This is a genomic window from Nocardia mangyaensis (assembly GCF_001886715.1).
Classification (GTDB): Bacteria; Actinomycetota; Actinomycetes; order Mycobacteriales; family Mycobacteriaceae; genus Nocardia; species Nocardia mangyaensis.
On sequence record NZ_CP018082.1, the window covers coordinates 2,738,140 to 2,752,640 of the forward strand.

Here is a 14,501-nt window from a genome sequence, read left to right on the forward strand (position 1 = left end):
CCCATAGTCGGCCGTTCACCTGTTCGCGAGTTGACATCGGCGCCATAGTTGGAGACTTGCCAGTTGAAACCAGCGAGGTGCATCATCCTGCTCGCGGTGTGCAGCGCCCGACCGTATGCAACAACCGTGTCAGTGAAGCATTCTGCCATACTGTGATACTTGGTTTTCCAGGCCGTCGACACCTGGTCGTTTCCCCCATGTCTTCGGTGTTCACCATCTGTGGTTGAGGACATCGGCAACGCCGTTTTGTAGTTCCGTCAAGCCAGCGGCTAGGGTTTTTGCCGCGTCGTAGTAGATCTGCGGGTCTACCCTGATGGGTGTCATGGTTCAGCTCTTCGGTTCGTATTCGACAGTTACGTTCGTCGCTGGAACATTCGGGTATTGGTATCAGCGGCGTCTGAGTAACTGCCATGGGCGGATCTCGCGGCTTTCTCCAAATCGGTCAAGGCGGTGCCGATATCTGACACAGCGGTACCCCAGTCGCGGTGCGCTTCGGCGAATGCCGCTGCTGCCAGGCCCTCCATGAGGAGTTGAGTTCGCCGATTCGCTGCTGCAATTCGGCGAGTGCATCGGTCAGGTAGTCCTGATATCCACGGATGCGGGCTGTGACTTCATCTAGGTCGTCGAGGTCGACGCTGAATGATTCGCTCATGCGAGGTCGGGAAGATCGAGTGAAGAAATATTGCCCGCATTCGTCATGTCGGTCACCTGGGAGTTCTCGGACGTAACGCCCAATTTCTCCGCGAGTTCGAAAAGTTCGTCCCAGACACGGCGAGAGCCCGTCTGCATCTCTCCCCATGCGCGCTGGTACGACTCGGCGGCGCTACCGGTCCATGAGGCGAGTAGCTGCGCAACCGATGTGTCCAGCCCGCTGGCACCGGACTGCAGATCAGTGGCCACCCGGTAGGCGATCCGGCCGATCTCCTGAACATCTTCCGGTATGACCGAGACGCTACTGCTCACATTCCCCCCCAGGGGTAGGATGCCGACCGAGTCGGATAGTACCAATCCAACCTCAACCCGACCAGCCCTCTCGATCGGTTCAGCGCTGGCCGCCGAAGCCGTGTGGGGCATCGAATCAGCTTGCCGGACTACCTGTTCCGTCAGGGTCGGTGGTGACGCTCAGTGTCGCGAGCCAAGACCTGCCTCACGCATCGATCCATCCGGCAATGTGCCCCGACGCGGGTTGTACACCTCGACTCGGCAGAGGTGTGACCAACAGCCTCATGGCTGAGACGGCTCCGGTCTATACGTCGCCGTATATGCGAGCTATCCTCGGGATATACGCAACCGTATAAGAGGAGTCGAGCTGATGAACGACCGACAGGATCTCCCCGACGATCGGACGCCGGCCGCGGTGTCGCCCACCGAGAGCCCGGAACGGCGGATGCCCGACGAGATCCGCACGCACATCATGGTCGATCCCGACTACGTCGATTGCTTTCGGCTCGCGACGGTCGAACCCGCGACCTGGTCGCCGGAGCGGTGGGCGCGGACCGCGCTCGACGACATCGCCGGCGCCAAGGGGCAATTCATCTGGCGGGTGGTCCTCGGTTTGCGCCTGGCGCCGGGCGCACCCGATCATGTGGCGGGCTGGCGGATCGCCGAGCGGGCGCCGAGCTGGATTCGCGTGGAGGCGACCGGTTGGCTGATCGCGGGGGAGATCCTGGTGCACCTCGACGACGAGTACGCCTCGATGGTCACGGCGGTGCGCTATCACCGCCGACCGGCCGCGCGTGTCTGGCGCGCGCTGTCCGGCATCCACCGGAAGGCGGTGCCGGAGTTGCTGGACGAGGTCGATGCTCTTCGTCGTCGCTGAGGGATGCCGACACCGTGCCTCGGCACCGGGCGCGAGACCCCCGGCCGAGCCGCGAACCCGACGATGGCCGTACCGAGAAACTCGGCACGGCCATCACGACATCGGAACTAGGTGGTGACCGGGGTGCGGGTGGCGCGGTTGATGAGGTACTCGACGAGGTGGGTGAGCACGGCCTTCGCCGAGGGCCGGTCGCGGGCGTCGCACAGGATCACCGGGGTGTTGGGGTCGAGGTCGAGGGCGTCGCGGACCTCGTCGACGGTGTAGCGGGGGGCGCCGTCGAAGCAGTTCACCGCGATCAGGAAGGGCAGGTCGCGGCGCTCGAAGAAGTCCACGGCGGCAAAGGAATTGCTGAGGCGGCGGGTGTCGGCGAGCACGATCGCGCCCAGGGCGCCACGGCACAGTTCATCCCACAGGAACCAGAAGCGGTCCTGGCCGGGGGTGCCGAACAGGTACAGCACCAGGTCCCGGTCGATGGTGATGCGGCCGAAGTCCAGCGCGACGGTGGTCGTGGACTTCTGCTCCACCCCCGACAGGTCGTCGACACCGGTGCTGACCTCGGTGATCAGCTCCTCGGTGCGCAGCGGCGCGATCTCGCTGATCGAGGAGACCATGGTGGTCTTGCCGACGCCGAAGCCGCCGGCGATGAGGATCTTCACCGAGGCGGCGAGGTGCTGTCCGCCTGATGATGTGGGGTCAAAGTTTTCGGATGCCATCCAGAACCGCTCGCAATATGTTGAGGTCACCGGTACCGGCCTCGGCCTGTACCGGAGCCCGGAAGATGAGGTGGCCCTCGCCGATGAGATCACCGACGAGGATCTTGGTCACCGCCAGAGGAAGTTTCAGCACGGCCGAGACCTCGGCCACCGACTGCGGACGCTTGCACAGCCGTGCGATCGTCGCGTACTCGGGTTCCGGGCGCCGCAAGGTGGGGGCGGGATGCACCGCCACCACCACCGTGAGCATGTCCAGGTCGTGCGCGGCGCCCATGGTGCGCCCGCGGGTCACCGCGTACGGCCGGACCAGAGGTCCGGCCGCGTCGTCGAACCACGGATCGCCGAGTCGAGTCATGGTGACGCTTCCTATAGCTCCGCAAGGCCGTGCCGCGGTTCGGTCGACAGATAGCTGCCGACCCGCTGCACGGTGAGATTCATTTCGTAGGCGACCATGCCGAGATTGGCCGACTCGGTGGCCTGCAGTGCCAGGCAGGCGTTCTCGCCCGCCGAGGTGACGAACAGGACCGCGCGATCGAGTTCGATCACCGCCTGGCGCACGCCGCCGCCGTCGAACCGGTTGCCCGCGCTGCGGGCCAGCCCGTAGAGGGTCGACGACATGGCGGCGAAGTGCTCGGCATCCTCACGCTTCATCTGCGAGGACCGTCCGAGCAGCAGCCCGTCGGTGGACAGCACGACCGCGTAGCGGACCCCCGCCAGCCGATCGACGAGATCGTCGAGCAGCCAGTTGAGATCGCCTGAGTGCGAAGTATTCACCTCAGCCTTCCTGTTCGTCCTGATTCGATGTGGTCAGTGGTTTGCGACCCTGCCGGGTGCCGTTCTCGATCGCGGACATGATGTCGCGCGCCTGCTCGGCCGAGCGGGGTCGCTCCGAGGTGGCTGGTGCCTCGGCGGCGGGCTCGGTGAGCTCGGGCGCGAGGTTGGTCTGCCGGTTGCGGCGCGGCAGCGCGGGCCGCTCGTCGGTGTCGTGCTTGCGCATCGTGGGCACTTCGGGCGCGGGCGCCACCGGACGCGGGGTCGGGATCGGATCGGCGACCAGCGTGGCCACCGGGGCGGGTGCCGACTCGATGGCCGCGACCGATGCGGTCTCCGCCGGCACGGGCAGCCCGCGGCGCATCGGTCCGGTCATCGCGGGCGGCAGGTTCGCGGGATCGGTGTCGCCGGCGAGCAGTTGCTGCGGGATCAGCACGATGGCGCGGGTGCCGCCGTAGTCGGATTCGCTCAGCCGCACCGACACACCGTGCGCGGTGGACAGCCGCGCGACCACGAACAGACCGAGGCGCGAATCCGAGGACAGCGTGCCGACACCGAAGTCCGGCGGATCGGCCAGCATGTCGTTGTAGCGGGCCAGGTCCTCGTCGCTCATGCCCATGCCCTGGTCGGTGATCTCGATGACCACGCCCTTGCCGACGATGTTGCCGCCCGCCTCCACCCGCGACTGCGGCGGGGAGAACGCGGTGGCGTTGTCGACGAGCTCGGCGAGCAGGTGCACGAGGTCGGCCACGACGGTGCCGACGACATTGACCTCGGGCAGCTTGGTGACCCGCACCCTGGCGTAGTCGAGCGTCTCGCCGATGGCGCTGCGTACGACGTCCATCACCGGAATCGGGTTGCGCCACTGGCGACCGGGACGGCCGCCGCCGAGGATGATCAGATTCTCGGCGTTGCGGCGTTCGCGGGTGGCCAGGTGGTCGAGTCGGAACAGCGTCTCGAGCAGCGCCGGATCCTCTTGGCGGCGCTCGGCCTCGTCGAGGATCTCGAGCTGGCGGTGCACCACGATCTGGCTGCGGTGGGCGATGTTGAGGAACACCGCGCGCACACCCTCGCGGGTACGGGCCTCGTCGACCGCGGCCTTGATCGCGGCCGAGGCGGCGTGTTCGAAAGCCTGGGCGACCTGGCCGATTTCGTCCTTGCCGAAGTCCAGCGACGGAGTGGTGTCGGCGGGGTCGACCTCGCCGCCCTCACGCAGCACGCGCATGGTGGCGGGCAGCTGCTCGTCGGCGAGCTTGAGCGTCTCGGTCCGCAGTCGGCGCAGCCGGCGGATGATCCGGTTGGCCAGGACCACGGCGACCAGGAAGACCAGCACACTGAGCGCGAGAACACCACCACCGGCCAGCGCCGCGTTCACCTCGGCCTGCCGGGCGGTGTCCTGGGCCAGCTTCTGGACGTGGCGGTTGTGCGCACCGTAGGCGTCGAGCAGGCCGCGGTTGACCTCGGCGGCGGCGCTCTGCCACTCCGGCGTCGACAGCGGCAGCTCGTCGGTGGTGGTGGTGGTCGTCCTGCTGGTCGACCCGGTGGTCTGGGTGGAGGCGGGCCTGGCGAAGCGCTGGACCAGCGCCGATTCCATGTCGGCGAGCTGCTGCCAGATCGGCGAGCTGGTCAGCGCGAGAATGCCGGTGCGCTGGGCTTCGTCGAGTTCGGCGGAGACATTCGTGATCTCGGTGCGGTAGAAGCCGCTCTGGCGGATGAACTCGTCGAGCGGGATCGTGGTCGGGCCGTCCGCGGACACCATCGCCAGACCGAGGGCATTGCTGCGCGACATCGCCTCGGCGGCGTTGAGTAGGCGCATGCCCTCGCCGACGCCGGAGGCGACGACCGCGTCGGGGGCGGCGCGCTCGGCGACCTTGGTGCCCTGGGTGAACACGTCGAGCATCGCGTTGTAGAAGGTGTAGGCGTCGGAGGCCGGCAGCATTCCGGCGTCGGCGCCACCGCGGACACCGGCCAGATGCGTGCCGAGGGTGTTGAATCCGCCCTTGTCGTCGCCGATGTTGGAATCGTCGACCTGGCGAATGCCTTCGGAGATCTCGATCAGGCCGCGGAAGGCGGCGTCGAGCCGGGCGCGCGCGGGCGGGAGCGCGGCCATCACGGTCTCGTCACCGGCCAGATGCGCCAGCGTGAGCTGGCGTTCGGATTGGACCGCTTCGATCAGCTCGCGGGTGTAGGGCACCGCCGCCTGCATCTCCGCCGCCCAGGTCTTGGCCTTGTTGCTCTCGTCGACCAGGTAGCCCGCCGTACCGACGCCGACCACCACCAGGGTCAGACTGGGGATGAGAGCGATCGCCAGAATCCGGGTGCGAACACCGAGTCTCGCTAAGAACATCGCCATAACGTAACGGAATCGTTGCAGTGTTGTCGTGCGTGTCTCGCTGAGCGAGACGCGATTTGGTTTGCGCTGGAACGGGTTTGATATATAGCCAGACACAGAAATGGCGAGCTCGCCCCGCCGGCTGAGCCGCGATGGCCCAGTCGGCGGGGGCTCGCCGTGACCGGGCAGTGCCGGGAAGGTCCAGCCAGGTCAGGTTCTTTCGGCACCGCTACAGGGTGCGGTCGGCGCCCGTTCGGGGTGGTGGTGCGGCCGCCAGCGCCGCGTTCTCCGCCGCGGTCAGTTGTCGCGCGCGCAAGACGAAGCGCTGACCCTGGCCGGCTTCCAGAGACTCCTCGCTGGCCTGGCCACGCACCACGTCGATGGTGAGGTGCGTGTCCTTCCAGTACTCGAATTGTTCGGGGCTGATCCAGAACTCGGTGTGCCAGCTCAGCCGGCCGAGTAGCACGTCGGCCCGCTCGATCGGGAACTGCCTGGCCGATAGGCACACCGGTGCGGTGGCATTGTCGGCCTGACGGAACAGCACCGGACCGTTGTCCTCGATCAGTCGGCGCAGCAGCGTCTGGGCTCGTTCGGTGATCTCCACACGGTGGATCCGGTTCTGCATCAGAACATCCCGAGTTTCGTCGTCGAGTAGCTGACCAGCAGATTCTTGGTCTGCTGGTAATGCCCGAGCATCATGGCGTGGTTCTCCCGGCCGAATCCCGATCTCTTGTAGCCGCCGAACGCGGCGTGCGCGGGATAGGCGTGGTAGCAGTTTGTCCAGACCCGGCCCGCCTCGAGGCCACGGCCGAGTCGATGAGCGGTGTTCATCTCGCGGGTCCATACGCCCGCACCGAGACCGTAGAGCGTGTCGTTCGCGATGCGGATCGCCTCGTCGACGGTATCGAACCTGGTCACCGCGACGACCGGCCCGAAGATCTCCTCCTGGAAGATCCGCATCGTGTTCTCGCCCTCGAAGACGGTGGGTTCGATGTAGTACCCACCGGGCAGGCCGTCGACCTTGCGTGCTTCCCCTCCAGTGAGCACGCGGGCGCCTTCGGCTCTGCCGATGTCCAAGTAGGACAGGATCTTCTCGTATTGGTCGTTGCCGGCCTGCGCGCCGATCATCGTCTCGGTGTCGAGCGGATGACCGGACACGATGGCCTCGGTGCGGGCGATGCAGCGGGCGAGGAACTCGTCGTAGATCGACGAGTGGATCAGCGCGCGAGACGGGCTCGTGCACACCTCACCCTGGTTCAGGGCGAACATCACGAAGCCTTCGACGGCCTTGTCCAGCAGGTCGTCGTCGGCGGCCATGATGTCGGGCAGGAAGATGTTGGGGCTCTTGCCGCCCAGCTCCAGCGTGACCGGTATGAGGTTCTCGCTGGCGTACTGCATGACCAACCGGCCGGTGGTTGTCTCGCCGGTGAAGGCGATCTTGGCCACCCGGGGACTCTGTGCCAGCGGTTTGCCCGCTTCGACCCCGAATCCGTTGACCACATTGAGCACGCCGGGCGGCAACAGATCCGCGATGAGCTCCACCACCAGCAGCAGCGAGGCCGGTGTCTGCTCGGCCGGCTTGATCACCACGCAGTTGCCCGCCGCCAGCGCCGGCGCGAGTTTCCACGCGGCCATCAGGATCGGGAAGTTCCACGGGATGATCTGGCCGACCACCCCGAGCGGTTCGTGGAAGTGATAGGCGACCGTGTCGGCGTCGATCTGCGAGATCGACCCCTCCTGGGCGCGCAGAGCACCGGCGAAGTAGCGGAAGTGGTCGATGGTCAGCGGCAGATCGGCGGCCAGGGTCTCACGCACCGGTTTGCCGTTGTCCCAGGTCTCGGCCACGGCCAGTGGTTCGAGACTGTTCTCGATCCGGTCGGCGATCTTGAGCAGGATGTCGGCCCGCTCGGCGACCGAGGTCGCGGCCCAGCGTTCGGTGGCGCGGTGCGCCGCCTCGAGGGCCATGTCGATATCGGCGGCGGTGGACCGGGCCACCGCGCAGAACGTCTCGCCGTCGACCGGCGAGGTGTTGTCGAAATACCGGCCTTCGACCGGGGCAGCCCACTCACCTCCGATGAAATTGTCGTATCGGGCGGCATAACTGACTATGCCGGTATCCGATCCGGGCTTGCCGTAGATCATGCGCCTCGCTCCTCGCGACCTCTGCGTGGTGGCTCACACTATGGTCGGCGAAGGTTGGTACGAGGTTGGTGAGGGTGTTTGCCCAGCTCAGCCCTGTCGCGCGGTGTAGAGACGGGCCGTCACCACGGCACGGCGGACGTCGTCGCGGGGCAGCAGGCGCAGGGCGTGTTCGTGGATGGCGACATCGCTGGGGCAGCGCTGGCCGAACGCGACGGCATGCTCGGGCCGATCGCTGGCCAGCACCGCGTTGCGGAGGCCGACGTCGAGGTGCGCGCGCCACTGTTCGACGCCGGGCAGATCCGAACCGGGCAGCAGCGGTCCGCGATACAGCCACAGCGCGGACGTGAGATCGCCGCCCTCGATGGCGGCCAGCAGATCGACCGCGTCGCAGGACACGGGACCGGTGAGCACATAGCGCCGGTTGGCGATCTCGCCGCGGGTGGCCCGGCGCAGATGCGAGACATCGGCTTTGAGCGTGTTCAATGACACGGCCCGGTCGCCGTAGACCGCGGCGTGCAGCTGCTCGGGGGTGTAGCCCTCGGGCTCCAACGCCAGCAGTGCCAGGATCTGGAGCTGACGCGGGGGCAGCGGCACGGGCCTGCCGTCGCGCAACAGCCGTGCGGCGCCCAGGCATTCGAGCCGCACACCTGGCGCCGGGGTGGGCGCCTCGGCGCGCAGCATCGTTTCGACCGCGGTGACCAGGGCGCGCACCGAGGTCATCACCATCGGGTGCGAGCGTTCCCAGACCGAGGACAGGTCCAGCACACCGACTTGCCTGCCGTCGGGGCCGTGGATGGGTGCGGAGTAGCAGACCCAGCCGTGCAGGGCGGCGACCAGGTGTTCGGCAGAGAAGACCGTGACGGGTTCGTCGTCGTGCAGGGCCAGCGACAGCCCGTTGGTGCCCATATGGCTCTCGTCCCACACCCCGCCGGGGGCGAAGTTCATCGCCTCGCCCTGACGTCGCAGGGTGCGGTCACCCGCAGTCCACAAGATGGTGCCCGATTCGTCACTGACGACAGCGAGATAGCCGGATTCCTCGGCGATACCGCGCAATTGGCCCGCGAGTTCGGTGACCGGTCGGCGCAGCGTCGACTCCGACCAGCGATCGCTGATGTCGTTGAAACCGGGCGCGACAGTCTGGCCGGGGTCGACGGTGTGCAGGGACCGCTGCCAGGAGCGGGCGACCTCCTGGCGTACCGGTCCGGTGTCGCGCGGCAACCGCATCGGGCGAGAGGGCGCGGCCAGCTTGTTCCACTGCTTCTCCAGCGCGCCACGATAATCCGAGAGCCGGTCGGGTCCCGGTGGACCGGCGATCGGGTGGTCGTGTGCGCCCACGTTCACTCCCTGCTCGTCGGCGACGCACCGGTGCGCGTGCGACCGGTGTGGCGTCTCCTGTCTATCAGCTGCGCTGTCGGTGTGTGCGTCGATTGACCGAGAACTCCCAGGTCACCGGGATATGCAGTGTCGCGTCGCCTTGACGGCTACTTGTTGAGGAACAGTCCGGCGATGTCGGCGTTCTTGATCGGGGTGTCGACGTTGCGCTGCCCGGCGCACAGCAGGTCGACCTGGACGATCATCGAGTCGACGATGGTGCCCGCGGGTTCGTTGTCGGTGCCGGTCTGCTGCTTGATCGCCTTGGTGATGGTGACCCGCTTGGTATCCGGTTCCTGGGTGACGTAGTCGCGACAGGTGGTGTCGCCGCCCTGGTTGAGCGCCTGCTCGATGTCGCTGCAGCCGCTGGCCAGTGCCGCCAGCACCGCGACGCCCACCGCGACGGCACCGGTTCGGGTGGTGGCGTGCATGGTTCCTCCTGGAGTCTCCGCCGTGCGCGCGTGCGCATCGAGTCGCTGACAGCCTAAGCGGTGGGTCTCAGCCACGGTGGATTCGGAGCGGAACCAGCAGTTCGGCGGCGGTGAGTGAGCCGTGGTGGCCCACCATCATCGACTGCAGCGGTTCGGCGCCGGTGCGCACGACACCGCCGTCACCACGCGCGACGACGACCAGATCGCCGATGCGGTAGGCCGATTCGTCGCTGACCTGGGGACCGAACCAGCCCGCGGCGATGGCCTCGACGCGGGTGCGCACCAGGAAGTCGTTCCCGAGCACGCCCCGCCAGGTGTCGGCGACCTCGGCGGTGGCCCCGTCGACGGTGTAGACGTGGCGGGCGCGTGGTTCGCCGCCGAGGGTGATGACCCCCTCGGACAGGTGCGGGTGGGTGTCGAAGTCGATCCGGTCGACCAGTTCGACCATCCCGTGATCGGCGGTGACGATCAGCGCCGAGCGCGCGGGCAGGCGGGCGGCCAGCTCGGCGGCGATGCGGTCGACGTTGGCGAGTTCGAACCGCCAGGCCCGCGACGCGGGGCCGCGCACGTGGCCGGTGGTGTCGAGCTCGGAATGATAGGTGTAGATCAGCGTTTTCGGCGCCGAGGTGAGGGCCTGCAGGGCACCGTCGACGAGGTCGCCGACCGAGAAGGTGGGGCGGAAGCCGCCGCCGCGCCAGCCGGCCCTGGTGAGTCCCGATCCGTCTTGATAGCCCGGTGCCACCTGGACCGCGGTGATCCCGGCCGCCTTCGCGCGTTCGAAGACGGTGGGCCGGGGCTGGATTCGTTCCGGCGGGAACGCGGTGAGCGGGTCGACCTTCGGGCCCTCGCCGTTGAGCTGCCAGCGCAGCGTGTTGAACAGCCGCTCCTGCTCGGGCAGGCGCGTCAGATAGCCGATGATGCCGTGCTCGCCGGGCGGCAGACCGGTGCCGAGGGTGGTCAAACTCGTCGCGGTGGTGCTCGGGAACCCCGAGGTCATCGAGCCCGCTGGCAGGCTCGACAGGAACGGCGCGGCGTCGGGATGCGCGGCCAGTGCCGTCGCGCCGAGGCCGTCGACCAGCAGCACGCAGACGTGGTCGACGTCGAGCGCGAGACCGAGCCGGTCGGTGTCGTCGGGGGCGCCGAGACAGGCCAGCGCCGAGGGGAGCAGTTCGGCGAGGGAACCGTCGCCGTAACGCGGGGTCAGCAGAAGATCGTCGTTCACGCCTGTCCGGTTTCGAATCGGCTGATCAGCCCGTCGCGCAGGACGAACCGCCAGGTCGTGCGCATCGAGCCCCAGCGGCTGTTGGTGTAATCGGCGGTGAGAGCGAGGCCGTCGGAGTCGACGGACTCCACGTCCAGATGTCCGTTGCTGCTGAAGATCTCGGCCTCGGTCCACTGTGCGAGATTGCGTTCGACCCCGTCGTCGGACATGGTCGCGTCCTCGGTGAGCACGCCGTAGAACTGGTCGGCGTCCTGGGCGTTGAGCGCGTCGACGAACGCCTCGACCACGGGATCGAGTTTCGCGGTGGCAGACATCCGGGTCTCCTGCTCGGGTCGCTACGCAACGGACAAGTGCGGTCGACCCCACTGTAGGGGAGGACGGGCCCGTGCTCGGGGGAAAACCGACGGGCGCGTCAGTCCGGCGCCGCCGTGGGCGTGATCAGCGCGGTGAACGCGCGCATGATCGCGTCGACGAGATCGGGCGTGTGGGTGCCCATCTGCTCGCTGCGCTTGTCGAGTTGGCCGTCCAGCCACAGCGAGGCGAGACCGTGGGCCAGTCCCCACCAGGCGATGGCGAGGATCTCGGCGCGGTCGGCGGGCAGCACGCCGTCCGCGACGCACTCGGCGACGGACTCGGCCAGCACCTCGAAGGCCGCGTCGCCCGCGAGGTGGGCATCGGGGTGCTTCTCGGGCTGGGACAGCTCCGGCCGGAACATGAGCCGGAACTGCGCGGGGTGGTCGCGGGAGAACCGTACATAGGCCGCGGCCAGGTCGGTGAGCGCGGCCAACGGTGTGGCGGCCGCCGCCCTGGCGGCGGCGAGATCGGCGGCCAGCCGCTGGAAGCCGTCGACCGACAGCGCCGAGAGCAGCGCGGCCCGGTCGGCGAAGTGGTGATACGGCGCGCCGCTGCTGACCCCGGCTTCCCTGGCGACGCGGCGCAGGCTCACCGCGGCCAGTCCCTCGCTCTCGATCAGGCGCAGGCAGGCGTCCATCAGCGTGGCCCGCAGGTCGCCGTGGTGGTAACTGGTGCGCTTCACCCTCCGAGCGTAAGCGAGCCGGCGCGCGAAATCGGCACTGGACAGAAGATCTATGCAGTGTTTAGATTATTTGAGCACCGCTCAGATGGGCGGGCTCCGCCGACGAAATGGGTGAACACCATGACCACTCGGATACTCGTCACCGGCGCGACAGGATTCGTCGCCGGGCACTGCGTCGCCGAACTGCTCGAGCACGGTTACGCCGTGCGCGGCACCGTCCGTGACCTCACCGCGCACGCCGCACGCGCGCACCTGACCGAACTCGCTCGACGTACCGGCGGTGAGCTGGACTTCGTCGCCGCTGCCCTCGACGCCGACGCGGGCTGGGCCGAGGCCGTGGCGGGCTGCGATGCCGTGCTGCACGTCGCCTCGCCATTCCCCGACACCCCGCCCGAGGACGAACGGGCGTTGATCGGACCCGCGGTCGACGGGACAGTGCGGGTGCTGCGCGCCGCGGCGGCGGCCGGGGTGCGGCGGGTGGTGCTCACCTCATCGATCGCCGCGGTGGCCCATGGCCACGCGAACGACGAGGTGCGTACCGAGGCGGACTGGTCGGTCGTCGAGCGGGTTCCGGCCTATCAGAAGAGCAAGACCCTGGCCGAGCGGGCCGCGTGGGAGTTCGTCGAATCACACGGGGGTGACCTGGAACTGGTCGCACTCAATCCGGGAATGATCCTCGGTCCGGTGCTCGAGGCGCGGACCAGTACCTCCCACGAGCCCCTCCGTCGTCTGCTCTCACGCGGTGTCCCCGGTTCGGTGCGCACGGGCTGGTCGACGGTCGATGTCCGCGATCTGGCCGTCGCGCACCGGTTGGCACTGGAAGTGCCCGCGGCGGTGGGTAATCGGTACATCTGCGCGGGCGAGCCGCTGTGGATGGGGGAGCTGGCCGCGGCGCTGGCGCGCGACTACAACCCCCGGGGATTTCGCGTACCGACGAGGGTGCTGCCGAATTGGCTCGTCCGGGTGGTCGCGGTGTTCGACAAGGGTGTGCGCCTGACCGTGCCCGTGCTGGGCCGCGCCGAATACGTGAGCGCCGCGAAGGCACGGCGCGAACTGGGCTGGACCATGCGCCCGATCGAGGAGACCATCCGCGACACCGCCGACAGCCTGATCGCTTTCGGCATCGTGCCCGCGCCCGGCGGTCCCGGATCCACGCCCGCGACGGCTTCGGCCGGAACCCGTTGAGGCAGGAGAGAAGACGATGCTGGTCACCGCTCTCGTACTCGCCATCGCCGGTGTGATCCGCCGAGCCCTGCGGCGTGCGACGACCGACGACGCCGATGTCGTCACACCGCGCGCGTCCTTCGGCGATCAGCTGGAACGCGTGCTGGCCGCGATCCTGCGCGCAGCGCGCCGCCTCGTGCGGGAACCGGCTCCCGCCCTGTCGGTCGCCGTCGCCGCGACCGGTCTCGCACTCGCAGGCACCCACCTGGTCTGCTCGGGTCTGGCCTGAACACGGGCGCGCGTCGGCGGATCGCGCCATCGCCTCGGGTTCAGCGGGGGCGATGCCAGAGCAGGGTGTAGCGCCACATCAGACCGCGGCGCACCACGGCGCCGGGTAGGTGGTCGGCGGCCGCGGCGCGGATCTCGGCGATGGTCTCCCGCGGCGCGCGCAGGCTCACCTCGGGACCGCCGAGACAACGGCGGTGGCGACGGTCTCTGGCCCAGATCAGCGGTAGCGCGGGTAGGTAGGTGAGGTAGTCGACCGGGCGCATCTTCCACAGGCCGACCACCACGAGCGTGCCACCGGGGGCGACCAGATCACGCAGCGCTGCCATCCCCTCGCCGAGGGGGACGTGGTGCAGGGTCGCGACGGTGGTGACCAGATCGAATGTGTCGTCGAGATCGCGGAAGTCGGCCTTTTCCAGGTGCACATTCGGCGCGACGGGGGCGTCGGCGATGACGTGACCGTCGAGATCGACGCCGAGCACCGCGTCGCAGCGGGTGGCGAGTTTGCGGGCGAGCAGGCCGTCGCCACAGCCGATGTCGAGTGCCGTGCGGGCGTGTTCGGGCACCTGCTCGAGGATCCAGGGATGGTAGTGGGTGTTGTGGTTCCAGTAGGGGTCCGTCGGCATGTCAGGTCAACGGGCCGCGTGCCGAATGGGTTCCGGGCGGCGCGCGGAAACCCACCAGCCGCAGGCGGTTTCGGCGCCAGCTGGCCGTGGCCCTGTACCCGGCGAGCCAGTCGGCGAAAACGGTGAGGTCGTCGAGAACGATGTCGGCGCCTGCCGCGCGCAGGCCGTCGGCGTCGCAAGGCCCGGTCGTCACCCCGACGGCGAGGACACCGGTCGCCTTGACGTGATGGTCACGAGACCGAGCGCATCGGCCTGCTTCGGTGCCCGGTGTGGCGCACGGGCGCGGACGCCGAGATCGGTTGGCCCCCCTGCGATGTCACGCTGATTCACGTGGAACCCCGCGTGCACTCCGTGCCGAATCGGCGCGGAGAGCGGCACGGACTGCCGAAATGGCAGCGAATGCAACTGCGCCGCAACTGCCTTCGCGGGGTGGAGCCTGAACGCGAAAGGGGCCTCCCACCTGGGGAGATGCCTGGTAGCGCACGGCATTGTCCAGGAAATCGCGTAGGTCTGCCGCTCGCGCGGCTCGCCCCCGCCGGCGACATCGCCCAGCAGACTCCTCGCCGGAGCGGCGCTGGGGGTGGCAGCC

The 14,501-nt window shown here is 68.3% G+C and carries 18 protein-coding genes; 3 read left to right on the forward strand and 15 right to left on the reverse strand.

The features are described from left to right. Window positions 1-442 precede the first annotated feature (442 nt). On the reverse strand, window positions 443-652 hold the full coding sequence (locus BOX37_RS12405; protein WP_084759569.1) for a hypothetical protein: 210 nt from the start codon (window positions 650-652) through the stop codon (window positions 443-445). Then, window positions 649-963 carry a WXG100 family type VII secretion target gene (locus BOX37_RS12410; RefSeq protein WP_167659924.1) on the reverse strand — a complete coding sequence of 105 codons (315 nt, stop codon included), beginning with the start codon at window positions 961-963 and terminating at the stop codon, window positions 649-651. The genes BOX37_RS12405 and BOX37_RS12410 overlap by 4 nt, the downstream gene beginning before the upstream one ends. Window positions 964-1,312: 349 nt before the next feature. Between BOX37_RS12410 and BOX37_RS12415 the strand changes: the two genes are divergently transcribed. After that, entirely contained in the window at window positions 1,313-1,819 is a 507-nt protein-coding gene (locus BOX37_RS12415; protein WP_206045808.1) for a hypothetical protein, read from the forward strand. Window positions 1,820-1,926: 107 nt separating this feature from the next. Here BOX37_RS12415 and BOX37_RS12420 read toward each other — a convergent pair whose 3' ends face one another. From BOX37_RS12420 to BOX37_RS12470, 11 genes are all read right to left on the reverse strand, one after another. Then, window positions 1,927-2,532 carry a GTP-binding protein gene (locus BOX37_RS12420; protein ID WP_071927788.1) on the reverse strand — a complete coding sequence of 202 codons (606 nt, stop codon included), beginning with the start codon at window positions 2,530-2,532 and terminating at the stop codon, window positions 1,927-1,929. Next, a complete protein-coding gene (locus BOX37_RS12425; RefSeq protein WP_071927789.1) occupies window positions 2,513-2,887 on the reverse strand; it encodes a DUF742 domain-containing protein in 375 nt (124 codons plus the stop codon). Before BOX37_RS12425 ends, BOX37_RS12420 begins: the two co-directional genes overlap by 20 nt. Window positions 2,888-2,898: 11 nt before the next feature. Beyond that, entirely contained in the window at window positions 2,899-3,306 is a 408-nt protein-coding gene (locus BOX37_RS12430; RefSeq protein ID WP_071927790.1) for a roadblock/LC7 domain-containing protein, read from the reverse strand. A 1-nt stretch (window position 3,307) separates the two neighbouring features. Next, the gene (locus BOX37_RS12435; protein WP_071931426.1) at window positions 3,308-5,650 is read right to left on the reverse strand and encodes a sensor histidine kinase; all 2,343 of its coding nucleotides are present in this window, start codon (window positions 5,648-5,650) and stop codon (window positions 3,308-3,310) included. 214 nt (window positions 5,651-5,864) lie between these two features. Continuing rightward, window positions 5,865-6,260, reverse strand: coding sequence for a DUF779 domain-containing protein (locus BOX37_RS12440; protein ID WP_071927791.1), 396 nt, complete (start codon window positions 6,258-6,260; stop codon window positions 5,865-5,867). Further along, window positions 6,260-7,777 (reverse strand): acetaldehyde dehydrogenase ExaC, encoded by a 1,518-nt coding sequence (gene exaC / locus BOX37_RS12445; protein ID WP_071927792.1) that lies wholly within the window; start codon window positions 7,775-7,777, stop codon window positions 6,260-6,262. Before exaC ends, BOX37_RS12440 begins: the two co-directional genes overlap by 1 nt. Window positions 7,778-7,864: 87 nt before the next feature. Beyond that, entirely contained in the window at window positions 7,865-9,118 is a 1,254-nt protein-coding gene (locus BOX37_RS12450) for a winged helix-turn-helix domain-containing protein (protein ID WP_071927793.1), read from the reverse strand. Window positions 9,119-9,258: 140 nt separating this feature from the next. Further along, window positions 9,259-9,579, reverse strand: a complete 321-nt coding sequence (locus BOX37_RS12455; protein ID WP_071927794.1) for a hypothetical protein — start codon at window positions 9,577-9,579, stop codon at window positions 9,259-9,261. Between the two features lie 67 nt (window positions 9,580-9,646). Then, a complete protein-coding gene (locus BOX37_RS12460) occupies window positions 9,647-10,801 on the reverse strand; it encodes an alkaline phosphatase family protein (protein ID WP_084759572.1) in 1,155 nt (384 codons plus the stop codon). Next, a complete protein-coding gene (locus tag BOX37_RS12465) occupies window positions 10,798-11,115 on the reverse strand; it encodes a nuclear transport factor 2 family protein (protein ID WP_071927795.1) in 318 nt (105 codons plus the stop codon). The genes BOX37_RS12460 and BOX37_RS12465 overlap by 4 nt, the downstream gene beginning before the upstream one ends. Before the next feature lie 98 nt (window positions 11,116-11,213). After that, window positions 11,214-11,837 carry a TetR/AcrR family transcriptional regulator gene (locus BOX37_RS12470; protein WP_071927796.1) on the reverse strand — a complete coding sequence of 208 codons (624 nt, stop codon included), beginning with the start codon at window positions 11,835-11,837 and terminating at the stop codon, window positions 11,214-11,216. A gap of 120 nt (window positions 11,838-11,957) precedes the next feature. Between BOX37_RS12470 and BOX37_RS12475 the strand changes: the two genes are divergently transcribed. Next, window positions 11,958-13,022, forward strand: coding sequence for an NAD-dependent epimerase/dehydratase family protein (locus BOX37_RS12475; protein ID WP_071927797.1), 1,065 nt, complete (start codon window positions 11,958-11,960; stop codon window positions 13,020-13,022). A gap of 16 nt (window positions 13,023-13,038) precedes the next feature. Next, on the forward strand, window positions 13,039-13,290 hold the full coding sequence (locus tag BOX37_RS12480) for a hypothetical protein (RefSeq protein WP_071927798.1): 252 nt from the start codon (window positions 13,039-13,041) through the stop codon (window positions 13,288-13,290). 40 nt (window positions 13,291-13,330) lie between these two features. Here BOX37_RS12480 and BOX37_RS12485 read toward each other — a convergent pair whose 3' ends face one another. Together BOX37_RS12485 and BOX37_RS35255 are read right to left on the reverse strand one after the other, a co-directional pair. Then, window positions 13,331-13,912 (reverse strand): class I SAM-dependent methyltransferase, encoded by a 582-nt coding sequence (locus tag BOX37_RS12485; protein ID WP_071927799.1) that lies wholly within the window; start codon window positions 13,910-13,912, stop codon window positions 13,331-13,333. A 1-nt stretch (window position 13,913) separates the two neighbouring features. Beyond that, window positions 13,914-14,105: a hypothetical protein gene (locus tag BOX37_RS35255; RefSeq protein WP_240505319.1), complete on the reverse strand. Its 192-nt coding sequence runs from the start codon at window positions 14,103-14,105 to the stop codon at window positions 13,914-13,916. Window positions 14,106-14,501 lie beyond the last annotated feature (396 nt).